19 protein-coding genes and 1 riboswitch are annotated in these 17147 nt (G+C 39.6%); of the genes, 14 read left to right on the forward strand and 5 right to left on the reverse strand.

Annotated elements, in window-relative coordinates:
• Both VQ00_RS18970 and VQ00_RS15545 read left to right on the forward strand, forming a co-directional pair.
• The coding region (locus tag VQ00_RS18970) for a hypothetical protein (RefSeq protein ID WP_216595832.1) at nt 1-235 on the forward strand (235 nt) is incomplete at its 5' end.
• 48 nt (nt 236-283) lie between these two features.
• Entirely contained in the window at nt 284-1684 is a 1401-nt protein-coding gene (locus tag VQ00_RS15545; protein WP_052728604.1) for a right-handed parallel beta-helix repeat-containing protein, read from the forward strand.
• Between the two features lie 388 nt (nt 1685-2072).
• Here the strand turns inward: VQ00_RS15545 and VQ00_RS15550 are convergent, their stop codons facing one another.
• The 4 genes from VQ00_RS15550 to VQ00_RS15565 form a co-directional block, all read right to left on the reverse strand.
• The gene (locus tag VQ00_RS15550; protein ID WP_046181047.1) at nt 2073-3701 is read right to left on the reverse strand and encodes a multicopper oxidase family protein; all 1629 of its coding nucleotides are present in this window, start codon (nt 3699-3701) and stop codon (nt 2073-2075) included.
• Nucleotides 3702-4140: 439 nt separating this feature from the next.
• A complete protein-coding gene (locus VQ00_RS15555; protein ID WP_082091606.1) occupies nt 4141-5940 on the reverse strand; it encodes a GMC family oxidoreductase in 1800 nt (599 codons plus the stop codon).
• 417 nt (nt 5941-6357) lie between these two features.
• The gene (locus VQ00_RS15560; RefSeq protein WP_046181048.1) at nt 6358-6633 is read right to left on the reverse strand and encodes a hypothetical protein; all 276 of its coding nucleotides are present in this window, start codon (nt 6631-6633) and stop codon (nt 6358-6360) included.
• Nucleotides 6617-7381, reverse strand: a complete 765-nt coding sequence (locus VQ00_RS15565; protein WP_046181049.1) for a ParA family protein — start codon at nt 7379-7381, stop codon at nt 6617-6619. Before VQ00_RS15565 ends, VQ00_RS15560 begins: the two co-directional genes overlap by 17 nt.
• Nucleotides 7382-7444: 63 nt before the next feature.
• Between VQ00_RS15565 and VQ00_RS15570 the strand changes: the two genes are divergently transcribed.
• The 8 genes from VQ00_RS15570 (at nt 7445) to VQ00_RS15600 (ending at nt 14797) form a co-directional block, all read left to right on the forward strand.
• Entirely contained in the window at nt 7445-7660 is a 216-nt protein-coding gene (locus VQ00_RS15570; protein WP_046181050.1) for a site-specific integrase, read from the forward strand.
• A 130-nt stretch (nt 7661-7790) separates the two neighbouring features.
• A complete protein-coding gene (locus VQ00_RS15575) occupies nt 7791-8618 on the forward strand; it encodes a hypothetical protein (RefSeq protein ID WP_046181051.1) in 828 nt (275 codons plus the stop codon).
• A 640-nt stretch (nt 8619-9258) separates the two neighbouring features.
• Nucleotides 9259-9843, forward strand: coding sequence for a tyrosine-type recombinase/integrase (locus VQ00_RS15580; RefSeq protein WP_046181052.1), 585 nt, complete (start codon nt 9259-9261; stop codon nt 9841-9843).
• A 465-nt stretch (nt 9844-10308) separates the two neighbouring features.
• The gene (locus tag VQ00_RS15585) at nt 10309-11292 is read left to right on the forward strand and encodes a helix-turn-helix domain-containing protein (protein ID WP_156154090.1); all 984 of its coding nucleotides are present in this window, start codon (nt 10309-10311) and stop codon (nt 11290-11292) included.
• A 722-nt stretch (nt 11293-12014) separates the two neighbouring features.
• A complete protein-coding gene (locus VQ00_RS15590) occupies nt 12015-12593 on the forward strand; it encodes a MerR family transcriptional regulator (RefSeq protein ID WP_046181053.1) in 579 nt (192 codons plus the stop codon).
• A gap of 68 nt (nt 12594-12661) precedes the next feature.
• On the forward strand, nt 12662-13309 hold the full coding sequence (locus VQ00_RS15595; RefSeq protein ID WP_046181054.1) for a ParB N-terminal domain-containing protein: 648 nt from the start codon (nt 12662-12664) through the stop codon (nt 13307-13309).
• A 408-nt stretch (nt 13310-13717) separates the two neighbouring features.
• Nucleotides 13718-13804: riboswitch (cyclic di-GMP riboswitch) on the forward strand.
• A gap of 19 nt (nt 13805-13823) precedes the next feature.
• Nucleotides 13824-13973: a hypothetical protein gene (locus tag VQ00_RS18700; protein WP_156154092.1), complete on the forward strand. Its 150-nt coding sequence runs from the start codon at nt 13824-13826 to the stop codon at nt 13971-13973.
• A 377-nt stretch (nt 13974-14350) separates the two neighbouring features.
• Complete coding sequence (locus tag VQ00_RS15600) at nt 14351-14797, forward strand: GNAT family N-acetyltransferase (RefSeq protein ID WP_046181055.1); 447 nt, start codon at nt 14351-14353, stop codon at nt 14795-14797.
• 192 nt (nt 14798-14989) lie between these two features.
• Here the strand turns inward: VQ00_RS15600 and VQ00_RS18925 are convergent, their stop codons facing one another.
• Nucleotides 14990-15178, reverse strand: coding sequence for a hypothetical protein (locus tag VQ00_RS18925; RefSeq protein ID WP_172645590.1), 189 nt, complete (start codon nt 15176-15178; stop codon nt 14990-14992).
• Between the two features lie 223 nt (nt 15179-15401).
• Between VQ00_RS18925 and VQ00_RS15605 the strand changes: the two genes are divergently transcribed.
• The 4 genes from VQ00_RS15605 (at nt 15402) to VQ00_RS15615 (ending at nt 16860) form a co-directional block, all read left to right on the forward strand.
• Nucleotides 15402-15668: a YjcZ family sporulation protein gene (locus VQ00_RS15605; RefSeq protein ID WP_046181056.1), complete on the forward strand. Its 267-nt coding sequence runs from the start codon at nt 15402-15404 to the stop codon at nt 15666-15668.
• Nucleotides 15669-15767: 99 nt separating this feature from the next.
• Nucleotides 15768-15851: a YjcZ family sporulation protein gene (locus tag VQ00_RS18255; protein WP_046181057.1), complete on the forward strand. Its 84-nt coding sequence runs from the start codon at nt 15768-15770 to the stop codon at nt 15849-15851.
• A gap of 65 nt (nt 15852-15916) precedes the next feature.
• Nucleotides 15917-16123, forward strand: coding sequence for a hypothetical protein (locus tag VQ00_RS18260; RefSeq protein ID WP_082091607.1), 207 nt, complete (start codon nt 15917-15919; stop codon nt 16121-16123).
• 533 nt (nt 16124-16656) lie between these two features.
• The gene (locus VQ00_RS15615; RefSeq protein ID WP_046181058.1) at nt 16657-16860 is read left to right on the forward strand and encodes a hypothetical protein; all 204 of its coding nucleotides are present in this window, start codon (nt 16657-16659) and stop codon (nt 16858-16860) included.
• The last annotated feature ends 287 nt before the right edge of the window (nt 16861-17147 follow it).

The following is a 17147-nucleotide window of genomic DNA, read 5'->3' on the forward strand; positions in this document are numbered from 1 at the left end:
ACTTAAAGGGGAGCATATCAGGGTATTATGTTGCATTTGTAACGCCCCGGATTCTAAAGATCTGGGGCGTTTTTGGGCTGCTCATACTCTATCTTGTGTCAATTTATATTTGGGTGGAAGCTACGCTACATCAACGTTTATCGGTTACTTACGCACAGTTATGAGAAGGCTGTTGTTCAAGAATAATAAAGTTAATAATAAAGTACGTCTATTACGTCTGTTCGGTTATAATTAAAATAAAAGAACAGACGTTTTTTAGAGGGTTTTCAAGGAGGGAACGAATATGAACAAAAAAGTGAGAGCGGTGATGGTTCTTTTGATCGCATTTTCTATCGGGATGGTCCTACATGGAAATGCAGGACAAGCCGCTCAGAAAAACGAGTTGTATGTGTCTCCGGTTGGGAATGACAAAAATGCAGGAAGCAAGAAAAAGCCTTTAAAAACCATACAACAAGCGGTCGATTTGGCGGAACCTGGTACAACTGTTTATGTAAGAAAAGGCACCTACAAAGAACAAGTGATCATACGGAAATCCGGACTAAAAGATTCCCCGATCATCATTAAGGCTTATCCAAAGGAAAAAGCGACCATCGATGGGAGCGGTCTTAAGGTATCATGGGACTATCAGGGGTTAGTATCGATACATGACAAAAGCTACGTCACTATCGAAGGATTTGAAATTAAAAATTACAAAACTAAAGAAGAAGATTTAGTGCCAATTGGCATCTCGGTCAGCGGAAGTGGAAAAGGAATCCATATTTTGCGGAACCATGTTCATCATATCGAAACGCTTCATAAAAATGGGAACGCTCATGGGATTGCTGTATACGGTACAAAAGCACCACAAGCGATTGAAGATATTTTCATTTCGGGCAACAAACTAGAAGACATGAAACTGGGTTGGAGTGAAACGCTGGTGTTAAACGGAAACGTATCGAACTTCAAGGTTACAGACAACATCGTAAGGCGAAACAATAACATAGGAATCGATGTCATCGGATTTGAAGGCGTATCCCCTGTTGAAGCGTTTGATCAGGCAAGAAACGGAATCATCAGCAACAACACGGTCTATCAAATATCCAGTTACGGAAATCCAGCCTACGGAAACCATTATTCGGCTGGCGGGATCTATGTCGATGGTGGAAAAGAGATTATTATCGAAAATAATAGGGTTTATAAAAACGATATAGGAATAGAAGCAGCTAGCGAACATGCGGGCAAATTCACAAGTTCTATAACCATACGAAAAAATACGATTTATGAAAATAGGAGTGCAGGTATTGCAATAGGAGGCTATGACAGTGAAAGAGGAAGCACCATAAACAGCATCATTACCGACAACATCCTGTATAAAAATGATACAAAATATCAGGATGGCGGACAGTTGCTCCTCCAATACAATACCAAACAAAATAGAATTGAAAACAACACCATGGTCGCTGGAAATTCCCGCCTCCTTATCAGCAGCCCTTTCAAGCAAAACGAAGAAAACAAAATAGACAACAATGTCTATTACCTAGATAAGGGAGAGGAAGAGACGCGCTGGATATGGGAAGCAGAAGAAATCACCGGATTCTCTGCCTATAAAAAGAAAAGCCTCCAAGATGGAAACAGTGTTTTTAAGAAACCTAAGTTCGTGAATGAAAGCAAATGCGACTTCCGATTGGACACCAAAACGCGATAATTTCCTTGTCAATCATGCGATGGGTTTACAAAGTAGACAGAAAACCATCATAGGTATGATTTCTATGATTATTTTTTGGGGCAGTGGCTTATGAACAACAACTTGCCAGAGGCAAAATTTTAGTAATATCCAAAGATGAAAAGACGGTTATTTAAGATACTGAACGTAACATAAATGTTATTATGTTGTATTGGAAAAGCCCCAGATTCTAATGATCTGGGGCTTTTTATGTCCAAGGATAGGCTTCGTGATGGCGATGAAACAAATCAACTTACCGGGCTATTTTAACGGAGTATTAGATCAGGCTTTGGACCGGATGGTACATAAATAAGCACAGCAAGCCTTGTTAGAAAAATGAGAAAAACCGGCTTATGAGAGCTCCTTTGTGTTATTCATTAGCTGAATCATCAGCAAGGGAATCTTCAGAAGAATGATTTTCCTCATCTGCATGAGGAAGTTGTACAGGGTGCGCATCTTTAATAATCCGGATAGGCCTCATCATGTCATGGTCTTCATGTTCAAGGAAGTGGCAATGCCAAATGTAATTGCCTGTATGCTCTTTAAAATGCATGATAATTTTGGTGACTTTTCCAATGTCGGCTTTTACGGTATCTTTCCAGCCCCGTTCGTAATCCCGGGGCTCCTCTGCTGGTCCTGTGAATTCGACTACACCTTCACTTTCGTAACGTTCTAAATTAAACGGACGGCGTTCTATAATCTTAAACTGAACAAGGTGAACATGAATCGGATGTTGGATTGGGGTTGCGTTGATAAAATTCCAGATTTCAACACTATCAAGTGAAGGCTTTTCTGTAGCCGGATCATGATACATACGTTCATTAAGCATCAACATAGGACGTCCATATTCATCTGTTGAAATGGTTAGGGGCAAGTCTCTGATGATGTGAGCATGGTGCTCATGCAATTCCATGGCCGGAGCCAGTTCAGCCGGAATTTCACTGGTGTCCTTCCCCAGTAACGGAAGCTCTACCCGGAACTGCATGACAATACTTGTATGCTCATCTAAAAATTCCGTGTCGCTGTTTTGCAAGATAATTTCTTTTCCTTCCATGCCAGAAAAATCAATAATCACATCTGTGCGTTCAGAAGGAAGCAATTGAATCGACGACAGCTCAGCCGGCCTGTTAAGAAATCCTCCATCCGTGCCTATTTGAGTGAAAGATTTTTCATCTGATAAGCTTAATAGGTAGCCTCTTCTATTAGAAGCATTTAAGATCCGAAACCGGTATTTTCTTGGTTCTACTTTGAGATGAGGCCAGACTTTTCCGTTTACTGTAATGGTATTTCCTGTAACACCTGGTGTAATTGACGGGTGAATGGGCACAGGAAAAGGAGGAGAATCGGGATAAAAAATAGAGCCGTCCTCATTAAATGATCTGTCCTGAATCATTAATGGAATTTCATGCCGCCCTTTTGGCAGTTGAAGCCGTTCCTCAAGTGAGTCACGAAGCAGATAAAATCCAGCAAGACCTGCAAATACATTTAATCTAGTGAGCCCCATTGAATGATCATGATACCAGAGGGTCGTTCCGGGCTGGTGATTGGTATACGCATGTACTTTTCGTCGAAACATGGGTCCAGTCTTTTCATAATTTTGTGTGTACCAGGCCTCAGGGTGCCCGTCACTTTTCCAATCTACATTGGCTCCATGAAGATGTACAACAGACCGGACTTCCGGTGTATCGGAAGAGCCGTGCAGCGTATAGTCAACCGGGAGAAAATGTTTTTCAGGCAGCTTGTTTTCATACTTAACATAAGTTGTTTTGTCTTTGGACGCTTCAATTGTAGGCCCCGGACTGATTCCATTGTATCCCCAAATCCGCGTATTCGGAAAATCCTTATGGAATCGATGTTTTGCTTCTTTCATGACGATCTTGTAATAAGAACCTTCGGGATAACGATCATTGTCGGTGGGCTGGAGTGTACGCGGTTTTTTCAGTTCATCCACAAATTTTGGGATTGTATTTGGATCTGAGGGGTTTACGCTTTGACTCAAAAAATCACACCTTCCTAATGATTTCAGACGCTAACGCCTAAATTAACCATATGCGGCATGCAATTATTTTATTTTGAAGTAACTTTTTACCTTCGAGAGTGTGTTGCGGCACTTTTGTCATTTTCTTTTAGCACATATATTCAATTTGGCAATTACTTCGTCCGGAGGTAATTGCTTTTTATTCTGTGAGTAATTTGAAAATATAAGATATGAATTCAAATTCCAATGCAACATAAATATAAATATGTTGCATTGAAGCAGAAAATAGTGAATTAAAAAACAGCCACAATTCGTTTGTTCAAAGAATTGTGGCTGTTTTTATCCTGTTTTTCATTGGCGCTGTATCTCCACTGAAAAACAATGACTTTTTTCAGTGTCTTCCCTTGTGGTGAGGTTTTTTCTTCGAATGGTCATCATCACCGTCATGGCGCTTTTTCTTCTAGTTATCATCGTTGTCACGTTGACTTTTCTTCCGGTCGTCATTATCATTGTCGTTGTGACGCTTCTTCTGGTCATCATCGTCAAATTCCCTATCATCCACTACATATGGGTCAGAATCCTCTCGAATAAATCGTACCGCATTTAAACCGATCATCTGAGCTGGTATGGCAGTGTTCCCATCTGGTAAAATAGGAGAGATGGAAAGATCTGCGACTTTCAGGTTTTTAGTACCAAAAACGTTGAGATACCCATCCACAACTCCTTCTTGAATGCTCCTAGCCATCCTGCAATTTCCACCGAAGTGGAAAATATTACGATAGGCAGCTCTAACATATTTAGCAATCTCTGCTCTTTTTTCTGCCTCATTTGTCATTTCAAAGACATCTTCAGCAGGGTAGACCAACTTATAAATACCCTCAGGATCAAGTTCTCGAGCTCTCTTCATAATTTTGTAAATGTCAATATACTGATCGATCATGAATTCTAAGTCATTCGGATCCTGCAATGGATTGAGCTTAACGGTTGGATAAACTTCAGGATCGCTGTGAGCGGCCAAAATCGTTCCTCTGCTTCTCGGGTTATTGTCGAAAGGACCAATACTCATCACATTCGTCTTTTTATTTGGATCAAACCCCCAGCTGTTCACGAAGACAACGGCTGGTGGAAGAAAAGAAGGTGTTATGCTGCTATAAATTTGAAGACGGCGGCCTCCTGTTGGTCCTTCTCCTTTGTGAGCACCTAGTGGAAACGGTAGATCTGGGTCAGCATCCCTCACTTCCAGAAGTCGGCTGGTTTCCACTTCAACCCCTACTCCGCCAGTAAATTGAGCTTGGAAGTTGTGTCCCACATTCGGACTCTCTATTAACGCTGATACACCGATTCTGACTAAATCCCTAGAATTTCCGATTCCTGAACGTTGAAGGATGACCGAAGAAAAATTTCCCGCAGAAAGAACAATTCCTTTGTTTGCATAAGCCCTTCTGGTTATTCCGTTCTTGACATACTCAACACCGACAGCAACCTGAACTCCTTTTTGTTGTTCAAAGAGAATTTTATTCACTGTTGTTTTTGCGAAAATAGTCAGCTGTCTTCTGCCAACCCCAAATTCATCAGACTTGATCTCATTTCCTTGTGTGACCACATCATTGCCTAAATATCCAGTTGCTGTGGATGAACGAACAAATCTCCCGTTCACCATTTTGTTCGTCGCCTGTGATTTATAAAATGTGCAATCTCTTATGCCTGTATTATAGTCTTCAACAATTGGGATATCCAAAATATCTGATGCTGCGTTAGCTAAAGTGGTTACAAGACCATCTTTAGGAATGATTTGTTGTCTAACAAAAATCGGACCTTTTCTTCCCCGTTCTTCCGGTTCTTGGGTGTTTCCTGTATATGTTTCATTTTTTTTGAATAAAGGACTGACATTATCATATTTCCATTGAGGTCCAACAAGCTCTGCCCACTGATCATAAAGTTCACGACTTCCTCTTACTGCATACATGGCATTATGTTCTGAGCTTCCACCAATTGCTCGACCGCTTGACATTCTTAGCTGGCTGTTAATGCTAGGTTCTAAATTAGTCATTACATTAAACGAGTGTCTGTTATCGGTAGCTAAAACGCCTGAGCCTGGGTTAGAAGCACTGCTTAACTCATTTGTCATGTTTGTCCCTGCCTCAAGAGTGAGTACAGAAGTTCTGGAATCATCTGATAATTCTTTTGCGACAACCCCGCCAGCGGTTCCAGCACCAATGACGATATAATCAAAATATTTTTGTTCTGGTTTTTTTGACACGCTATCATTCCTTTCAGTAAGATATTTGGAATATTTCTTCCTTTACTTTTTTGGACTTCTCATTTTATGCATGCAGCAACAGAGGCAGAATAACTAATTCCATGCCTTGTCCTATGACATCTTTTTTATCGCTGCGGAGCTTCTATGACCTTTTTTATTTAGCTTCTTCGTTATTGGTCTAATGCAACATAAAGGATATTATGTTGCATTAGGACGGATACAAGGAAAAAGGCGCCATCCCTTGTATCAAAAGGAATAGCGCCTGTTTTTGTTTGGCTTCGGATATTTAAATGAAACATATTGAATGTTTACGTTATATTAAATACAACAAATGTTACTCTTATTGAGTAAAATCTTTGCCTTCTTCCATTTGAACATCCTTTTCATTACTCTTAATAATAAACTTTAAATACACAATCATTCTTCATTATTTTGAGAAGAGAAATGCTCCTTCAATGCACTTTCTACAACTTCAACCATTTTCTTATCATGTTGAGCTGCAAACATCTTTAACTCTTTATGTAATGTTGCATCCAATTCAAAGGTTGCTTTTGTTTTCTTAGTTTTTTTTACAGGTTCCTGTATTTCTGTATTTACAGAAATATTGTCTAATACTTCTTCTTTCTTCTTCAGTCCCTCTGAGGTGTTTTCTTCTTGGCCAAGCAGACCGGAAAACTTAGTTTTTTTGGACACGTTTCACCAACTCCTCTACAAAATCGCTGTATTCTTTTAGTGCCTGCTGATCAGCTTTTGTTTTGTCTACAACGCCGGTAATAGCTAATTCTTTTATACGGGATTTTCGCTTGATTACACTTTCGAACACGATATCCTCATAGTCTGCTCGTACTTTTTCTAAAATGGACTGGTCTAACGAAGCACGCGAATTTAACAGAACCGATAAAATGCCAGCCAGTTTTAAATTTGGATTGTATTTCTTTTGAACAACCTGGCATGTCTCTAAATAATCTTCGAGAGCATAATAGGCAAATGGCTCGGTCTGCAGCATGGTTACAGTATAGTCGCTTGCTGTCAGTCCAATCAGTGTCTGTTCAGAGAGGGCTGGAGGCAGGTCAAGCAGGATGTAATCATAGGAAGAACGGGCTGAATCGAGTACATCAGCCAGTACCTGTAGACGCCTGTCAGTATGCTGATCCAAAAGAGATGAAATTCGGGAAATATCATCGTTGGCTGGAAGGAGATGAAGATTTTCTGATAATACAGTTATACAGTTTTCTGTATTCCTGTGTTTTATTGCTTCATAGATCGTGCTTTTAAAAGCATTCTTGTTTTGTCCAGAAAGCATCCTGGTTAAGTTGCCCTGTCCGTCTAAGTCTACGGCTAATACACGGTTTGCTTTGGCTAGAAAAAAAGCTGTAATGCCTGTTGTAGTGGTTTTTCCAACTCCACCCTTTTGAAGTCCGAAAGAAACAATTATAGCCATCTAATCCCTTCCTCTACAGTAAAATGTATTCCTGTAAATATAGTTTACTGTAGAAATTGTTCAATGAGAACTAATAATGAAAGCCGAGCTGAACGAATTGCTGTGGGTGAAAAGCTGAAAGAAAACGTCACATTCCATGGTTTGCGGCACGCATACGCGCAGGATTGCTATGCAGAAGCGAAACATCGAGGTTTAAGCGACCGCGGTGCACGTTTGGAAGTATCGCGGCTTTTAGGGCATGAACGCGATGAGGTGACACGAATTTATACCACTAATTGAAAAGGTTGCTGTAACCGCACAAAATCAAAATACAAGTCAATGTCTGGTGGCAGCTTTAAATATAGTTCTTAGATAACTTTCTTTGGTACAATAAAACAGATTTAGGTTTAATAGAGAAAGGATGGAGAAGATGGCAGATCAATCAGAAGATAAATTACAAAAAATAAAAACATTGAAAAAAGAAATTTATAAAGAAATAAAAGATCTTTCAGAGGAAAAAGCAGAAGCTCTTTTAAAAAGGTTTAGATTAATGTGTGATGTGGAAAAAAACGATGAAGTTGAACAAGATGCAGCAACAAAAATTTTTACTCCACCTCTAAAAAAAGGACAAGTAGTCCAGGCGAAATTCGTCGGTCAAGGGACAGCGTTAAACGGCAAACACTTTGCTCTTATCTGGAACGTGAATCCAAAAGAAGGACAAGTTGTTGTGCTACCTATGTCGAGTAAAATCAAAAGGAATCAGGGAATGTTCAATTTAGGACCAATCAGTGGGTTGAGATCTCCAGTCAATCTTGTATTATTTCAACAGTCGCATGTAGTCCCGCGGGAAAGCATCCATATTTGGACGCGGCGAGGGGTAGACGAGAATGGAAATCAGCAAGATATTCCGTTGGAACTGACTGAATTTCAATTAAAACATATGGAATCTCTTTTTCGATACACACATTTACGTGAAAAAGATTTATTTTACAAAATTTGTTTTGAAACAGGAAATAAAATTCCATTGTTTATCCCGGACGATCTTGTGCCACACATTAATAGACATATAAAGGTAGACGTAGATACTGAAAAGGTTTCTTATAAACTTCCGCATGAAACAAAATTTAAAGACTTTCCTTTAGTTGACGTTTCTTTAAATACAAGAAAGAGATTTCAATTGCTTAGTGGTCTGTTTTCATCAGAAAAAAGCAAAAGAATAGCGGCAAATGAAGAAATTCAAGCTTTAACAGAAGTGTGAACTGAAAAACAAGTTACTTGATAAAAAAATAAAATCGTGTTAAAGTTTATTTAAAGATTAAGATCTCCATCGCGGGATCATGCTGAAAAGCAAGAACTTAAGACCCTCTTCGCGGGGTTATGCGTTTATCGCAAGATTAAAAAACCTCTGATATTTCCGGGGTTTTTTTGTATAATTTTTTAAAAGTTGAATAAAATATAATCGATTAAAGCCTTCTTCGCGAGGCTGTGCCTTTTAAGGCAATAAGGTCCCTGCAAAGGGGCCTTTTTACATATTTTCTTGTACCGTACATCTTAAAAAAACAAAATAAACAATGTGCAAAAGTAAAAGATAGTATAAACAATTTGAAAAGTGGGCAACGGGGTGAGTTGGCTGCCTTATATGTATTGAAAAGAACAGACCTGTTTGTCAGGTCTGTTGAGATAAAAAAAGTCTTAAATTCAACTTTAGACCATGATTATAAAAAGCATCCATTTGGATGTTTTTTTATTGATTAAATTAAAATAATGGATGTAACATATTCTATATTAAGTTACATTCGTTTACCGTTGTTCATTGAATTTTTCCGGAAAGAGCGTTATTCTTTAACTATCTTAAAAAAAGTTACATTCAAAATGATGATTTTAAAGGAGTTATAGTAATGGGAGAAAAAGCAGCTGCTCAAAATAAACGGGATGAAATCAAGGATGTGCAGCCGATCCGTTCACTGGAAAAGCTGAATGATATGAAGTGGAGTTTAAAGCGGCACTGTTCAGAACGCGACTACATACTCTTTTTGATCGGAATCAATGCGGGGCTGCGGGTTAGCGACTTATTGAAGTTGAAAATAGCAGACGTAAAGGGAAAGAAGAAGCTGACGATTAAAGAGGGCAAAACGAAAAAGATACGGACCATTCATCTTGCCGGCCTTTATGATGAGCTGAACGCTTATATCGGTACGCTAGAAGGCACGGAGTGGCTTTTTCCGTCACGCAAGGGCGATAAGCCTATCAGCCGTATCCAGGCGTACAGACAGCTTAATAAGGCGGCTGAAATGGTTGATATGCCGGATGGGATCGGTACTCATACGATGCGGAAAACGTTTGGCTACTGGTACTACAAGCAGGCGAAGGATATAGCGTCTTTGCAGATGATTTTGAATCACTCGCATCCACAAATAACGCTGAGGTACATTGGCATCACGGAGGAGCAGATCGAAGATAGCTTAAAAAATTTCACACTTTGAGCAGTTGATGTCGTTCATGAATAATAAGGTCATTTATTCAAACTGTGAATTTACATTCATTATTTGAATTTTGATATATGTGCAAAATTCACAATTTATTCAAGATTTCACATGCTCGAAAAATCTGTTAACCAAATATTGCTTGTATTATTGGGCTAACAAGTAGTATCATAGAGGCAACTAAATGAACGGAATAAAAAGAAAAAAGAGCCAAAGCTGTATATGTGGGACGGCAATCCCCATATACGGTATACCGTGTCTACACCACGGCAACACACTTGCTCAGACTCTTTTGAAACTAACAAATTTATGCCCTTATTTTAACGCATATAAACGTTTAGTTCAATAGGGAACTTCTGTCTTACATGAAGAGCGTTTGTTTTGTCGTATCCTTTTCCGATATTTTTCGGTGAACATTACGGCAGGCAGACGTTCTTTTTTGTTCCTCTAAAAGGAGACAGGATCATGACAGTAAGTAGAATCGTAACCATAGATGAATTTAACCAAATGAGGAACTACAAGGTGTATGCAGAGAACCATAACCAGCAGCAATCCCTAAAACTACAGCTTTTAAAAGAGGTCGAAGCAGCGTATGGCGAACGCTACTGGCGCTTGAAGGAAGGCACACGCAAGGCGATTGATATGCTGTGCTGGTTTGCATCGGAGCGTGGCTTTGTATTTGCGAAAGACGAATACCTGTCTGATCGATACGAGGTGTCGGCCAAAACGGTCCGAAATGTGTTGAAGGTATTACGGGAAGCTGGAGTGATCTCCACCGTGTATCGCCGTTCTAGCACGCAAAACTGCCGGACGGCACCCGTCCATTTATTCACGGCGCATCCGTACTACAAGTATTGGGAAAATATGCTGGATTTGCATGATTTCCAGAACGATTTCCAAAACGAAATCGCTGTTCCTCCTTGTGAGAGTAAGGAGGAACAGCCGAAAAAAGTTCCTACCTTGTATTTATCTTTTAATAAACATCTTTTAAAGACTTTACGTAAGCAGGATCGTCTGAATTCCTCTTTTACACCGAAGAATGTACCCGGTGAATTTGTGAAAACAGCGAAGCCTTTCTTTGATGATGCAGAAGAGATCCATGATCTCTGGAAAAAAGCAGCCCTTGTCTATCGCCAGTTTGATTTGCTGCATGAATTGGAACAGTATACGGAATTAGTCATTGACGCACTGAAACAGTCTGTTTATGCAATGAAACACCGGAAGATCCGGAAGGATTTTAAAGGCTATTTCTACGGAACCCTGCTTAAAATGTTTACATATCAAAAACGCCAGGAGACATTTTCTAGCCATCCGTCTATCTTTAACTGGCTTGAAGATCAGGAAGAAGAATCAGCCGGCAGCACGAAGAATTGGCGTACAGAAATTCAAGAATTAATGGCGAAAGAAGAACGGAATCTGGATTATTTGATTGAGGAACTTCCCTACTGAATCATCCAAAACCGTTGCTAGAAAAAAGAGAAAATCGGTCTGCAGGAAAGTCGAAAAATGCAGGCAGCCATTGTGTCTGCTTCTGAAAAGAACGGTGTCTTTTTCTAGCAAATGCTGTTTTTTGACGCTCTTTTTTGAACGATGATGCGTTATTTTAGATGTCAAAAAATTTGCCATTTGGCTGAATTTGCTGTCAATTTTTTTGACAGTGACCCTATTTTTAGTGTCAAATTTTTTGCCAAAACGGAAATTTCATGATATCGCGAAAACACTAGGCTCTGCCTAGTCTGACACTGAAAGTGATAGCACGTTTTCCTTATGCTCTTTTCTCACTTTAAAGACAAGATACAGCCAAATTCTGATCTGGATGGCTGAAAGAAAGTGAAGCGGATCTCAACGAAAAAACAGAAAAGGATGTGCTTTGTGCAATCGCTAGTACAACAGCATTATTTAATATAAGCACCAGTCTCAAAGATATCGTTAATCTCCTGGGTGCTTTAGTAAAGGTAGCAGGAAATTGAACGAAACAGTTTCATTATTCACTCGAAAGCCTCCTGTATGGAAAGCAGCAAAACCTTAGTAATCGAAAAATAGTCGATAAATCCGTACCTAAATAAATATCTAGGTTGAAACGTCAGTATGAACCTTGATAATAATGAATATCAACCCTTAGTATTAAGAATATCTAGGTTTTTACCTAGGTTTAGAAGGTAGGTGCTAACGTGGATAAAAGTATTTATCAAGGTGATAAAAACCTTGATAATAATCAAGGTAAAACAGAATTTACGGTAAAAGAAGTGGCTACTCTCTTAAATGAATCCCCAAACGTTATTCGTAACTGGATGAAAGAACTTCGAGAACATATTCCCCTCACTAAAAATGAAAGTGGCTATAACGTATTTAGCCATGAAGCGTTAGAGAAAATGAAATCAATTAAACAGATGCACCGGCAGCAAAACTATTCAATTAAGCAAATTAACCATTATTTTGCGACAGGTGGAGAATCCTTTCAGCCACTTCCAGAAAAGGGACCGGACGAAATGCTGGCAGAAGAGCTTCAGAAAATGCGAGAAGCCATTCAATTCTTAAGAGAAGATGCCAAGAAACAGCAGGAATTTAACCAGGCATTAGTCGAGAAGCTCGACGAGCAGCAAACCTATATTGATAGCAAATTGGAAGCACGGGATCGTCAGCTGATGCAGGCCTTGAAGGAGACGCAGGAAGCAAAGAAATTAATGCTGCAGGAAAAGGCAGAGCAAGCTGAAAAGAAAAAAGGATTCTTCTCACGTTTTTTCAAATGAGGAGCGTCTCAGCCACTATCCATACTGTCATACGACACCCACGAATTTGTGGAAGGGGAGAAAAAAGAATGCCACACAAAATTACGTTAACAGGCAAGCCAGTGAGTACATTGCGATCCAAGAAGAATTGCTACACATTCGACATGGAGGAAAAAGGCTCTCCGGCAGCCCCCAAAGGTCTTCCAAAAAGTTCAACGATTACCTATACCGTTTTTATCAGCCAAAAGCAGTTAAAAAAAGCCGGTTTAACAGAAGAAAATATTCAAAATGAAAAAATTATGGTGCAGGGAGAACCCACACTAGATGTTCCGGTGGATGATTGTCCGGGCGAGATCGGTGTCGTTTGCTTTCAGGTTTCGTTGATTCCTGAAAAACAAAAAGAAGCTGTGAAGGCAGACAAAGAGCCAGCAAAAGAACCAGAGAAAAAAGAAGAAGTGAAGGAAGAAGAGCAGCCGAAAGCACCGGAGGGAACAGAAGATTTTGTGGCGCTGGATCAGATCAAGGTGCCGGAAGAATTTTTGCAGTTTCAGCCGAATCCGTACAAGACGCAGCTGGTGATTGACCATGTGAAACAGTCCGGCATTTTGGATGAGCCGATTACGATTAATCGAGAAACTAAGGTGCTGACAGATGGATACAGACGTTATATTGTGGCTGAAAAGCTGGAAATGAAAATGGTTCCTGTTATGTACGAAAAAACAAGCGTGGAAAGCTAAATAGACAGAAAGAGCATAAGGAAAACGTGCCCCCACTTCCAGCGTGGTACTAGGCAGAGCCTAGTGTTTTTGTGGGTACACGAAATTTTGATTTTGTCACACCGTGTGCCAGTTAAAAAAGGCTGTTTGGCATACGGTGTGACACCTGAAAAAGTCGGTTTGTCACATGAAATGACAGTACAAATGCTTGCAGCATGGAACAAGTGAAAATTTGAAAATATAAAAAAGAGCAGTCGTAAGTGCTCTTTTTTAATACGATATTACACCGATTTTTTACTCATGCTATGTATTTTTTTAAACAATAAAAAAGTGCGTAATCAATTGCTGGTGAATATAAAATCGTAGTTAATATATCACAATATAATTGTTTTTTTTCTAGTCTTTTCATAAAATATAATCATAAACAGCTAAAACTAAAGGCAAACTAATCGAAAGATTAGGACGCAAAGCCACGTGTCTAAGTTCCTTAGGGACAAGGATAGCCGGGTTGCAGAAGTGGAAGGTACACACCGCCATGAGTGATAAAGAAAGGCTTATTTTTAAGCAAGAGCTCACTCGTTTATATGGTGAGTGTGAACGCTGTGAAAATGTGAAGATTAAAAGAGAGATAGTTAAAGATATTACCCTTTTAAAAAAAGCTATTGAGATATTAGCAGCATGTTAGAAATGCAACATAAATGCAACTATGGTATATAAAAAACGCTCCAAATCTTTAAGATCTGGAGCGTTTTTTATACTTTCGAGTTAGGTTGGTGGCAGTATGTCGGAATTTGTAGAATTTTGTTTTATGTGGTAGCATCTAATACATACACATTTTTGTTTTGCTACGGGGCTCCCTCCGTGGCTTTTTTTATATGTAAATTTAAGAAATATCCTTTTTTCTGAAAAAGTATACAGAATGAATGCAACATAAATGCAATTTTGTTGCGTTGGGGGTGAAAAACCAAAAGAAGACGTTAATTCTTTTGGTTTTTATTTCTAGTAAAAAAGCTTATTATATAAAAAATATAAAAGTCTGTTTTTTACTGGGAGGACTTAAAATTGATACGAGTTGCGACACAATCAGATATTTCTGCGATAACATTACTTAAACTAAAAATGTTTCAAGAAGTTGGAATGGAAGAGATCCTTAAAGCAGATTTTGTTCAAGAGGTAGAAAGAACGTATAAAAATCTATATCAAAAAGAAAAGGCGCGACATTTTGTTATTGAACATGACAATGAGATTATTGCATGTGCGGGTGCATTTATTAAAGAAGACATTCCATATTGTTTTTATAAAGAAAATCAGTATGGATTCATTGGAGATGTATATGTGGAGCAGCCGTTTAGACAACAAGGATATGCACGGAAACTAACAAATGAAGTTTTAGATTGGTTTTTTGAAAAAGAAATTAAAACGATTCGTTTATTAGCCAGTGATAATGCAAAAAAACTATATGAATCAGTGGGTTTTAAAGGAACTGATCAGATGATTTTACATATATAGATTGTGAATATAAATGCAGCATAAATAGAATTATGTTGCATTGGGAACGCCCCAGATTCTAAAAATCTGGGGCGTTTTTTGGGCTGCTCATACATCAATCTTATGTAAACTTCGTATTGAACGGAAGCCGCTCCACACCAACGTTTGTCGGCTATCGCTGACTTACGCAAAGTTATCAGCAAGCCGTTCTGTTTATGCAAGACGCATGTTCAACCGTTGGTAAGACTGAATTCGTCGATGTATATTCGTGCGTACTGGCGTTGGTAGCTGCGTGTAGCCGGATGAGCCAGCGGAAGGACCGCGTCTGTATACGCGATCCTGCATAAACGCAGCGGCCCGATACCCCCCAGATTCAATCACATTTGCGGAAATTTGACGCACCCCCGCCTTTTTTTACCGTCGAGGCCCAGGCCCTTCACTGCCGATGAAACGAATCAACTTATTACAAAAAAAGATTATCAGTAGAGGCAAAGGCTTAAGCCAATACGTTTCTCTGTTCATATCTTGTAAGATAGATCCAATTATTATAGATCAATTAAAAGATGTTAGAGATATTGATTTATATAATTGCATCGCTACCTTTCTGTAAAGGAGTTGAAATTATATGTTTGGTTTCGGACGTGGTTACGGCGGTGGATATGGCGGCGGTTACGGCGGCGGTTACGGCGGCGGTTACGGCGGCGGTTACGGCGGTTACGGACACTGCGAGAGACGTGTAGAAGCTGTTGAGTGCTGTGAGAGACCTAGACACGGTCACGGCGGCTTTGCGCTGATCGTAGTATTGTTCATTCTTTTAATCATCATCGGTGCTACAATGCACCGCGGCTACGGCGGCGGCGAAGGCGGCGTAGAAGGCGAAGGCGCGTACTAATTTAAATGATCCGGCGCCATTATAGCGAATTCCCCCCGGAGTTCTCAATCGCTTAGTAATGGCGCTTTATCAGATTTTCCAAAAAGGAGGTGAAATAATATGGGCGGAAGTGGTTTTGCGCTGGTTGTAGTGTTGTTCATTCTTTTAATCATTATTGGTGCTTCATTCAGCGGCGGTTATTAATGTTCTCTTCGTATATAGATCAGGCATCATTTTTTAAAAGGTGATGAGAATAGGAGGTGATTTTCATGCGTTGTCCGAGACCGATAGTATGCCCACCGCGATGTGTGTATCGTGATTCCTATATTCCCCGTGAGGTCCCTTATATCCACCCGATTGTGCACGTCAATCGACAGCACATCGTCAACGTCCCGCGGCATATTTATCAGCCTATTACAAGAAACGTCGTCGTAGACCCCGGTTATCCACGCGGATATGGCCGTCCTTACTACTAAGAAAGGAATCGCATTCCCACTTTTCACACGACTGTCTTCACTGCAGTCGATTTTTTATGTTAAAAAATCACTGTCCCTGATTCCTCCTATTTTTGTTACTAGATTGGACGCCCCTGTCACGCTTCTGCGTTAGCAGCTATCCTTTCATATTTCTAATACGAATACATACGATAAGACTGTGTCATACATCACTCCATCACCTCGTATATCTAATTAAGCGGCTGCTACTCCGAGGCTGCTTTTTTTGATTTTAGGGATAGCCGCCCTCGACATTTTTAGTATAAAGCATACGATATATGACCAAGTGGTAATTCAACCACATGGACGCCTCCAATAAGCGTTAAAGCGGTCACCTTGCAGGGACCGCTTTTTATTATGGACGGTTTACGGTTCCACTGCGGCAGTTCTACGGCCTTTCTATTACATGTAATGACTTGCCGGAAAGAATAAAACACCTTTTTTTATCTGAAAATTAAAAAAGGGAGATGATAAAACTGTTCAAAAGAAAAAGAAAAGGACTGGAGATGTTGCGAATGAGATTTGGAGTGACGTATCAAACATCAAAACGAGCGGGGAGTTTGTATGTGCCTATTGGACCAGATCGATACGAAATTGTAGAAATAGATACCGGTACTGGTAAAGCGTCGGGTGAATTAATAAAAAAAGAAATAGGCGTTAAAGTAGAAAGGAATCCTGAAAGTGTTTATATATACGCAATCGAGGTGTTACCATCTTAGAACTAAAGGAAGTGTACATAACAGTTTTTATATATCCGCACCAGTATTTGATCATTAGCGAGATGTGAAGGTTTCCCGAATGACTTTTTCTTTTTAATTTCAAATATCTGTATGCAACATAAATGAAATTATGTCGTGTTAAAAAGCCTTGGGATTATTCCTAAGGCTTTTTAATATTATTTTCCAAAGAGTAGATAGTGCAAAAAAGGCTAATACAAGCCATATTGCAAGCTGCCTAATCTACCATATACGCTTTAAAATGGTCTGTATCCACCGTATCCGCCTTG

The organism is Domibacillus tundrae, from assembly GCF_000970675.1.
Taxonomy (GTDB): Bacteria; Bacillota; Bacilli; order Bacillales; family Domibacillaceae; genus Domibacillus; species Domibacillus tundrae.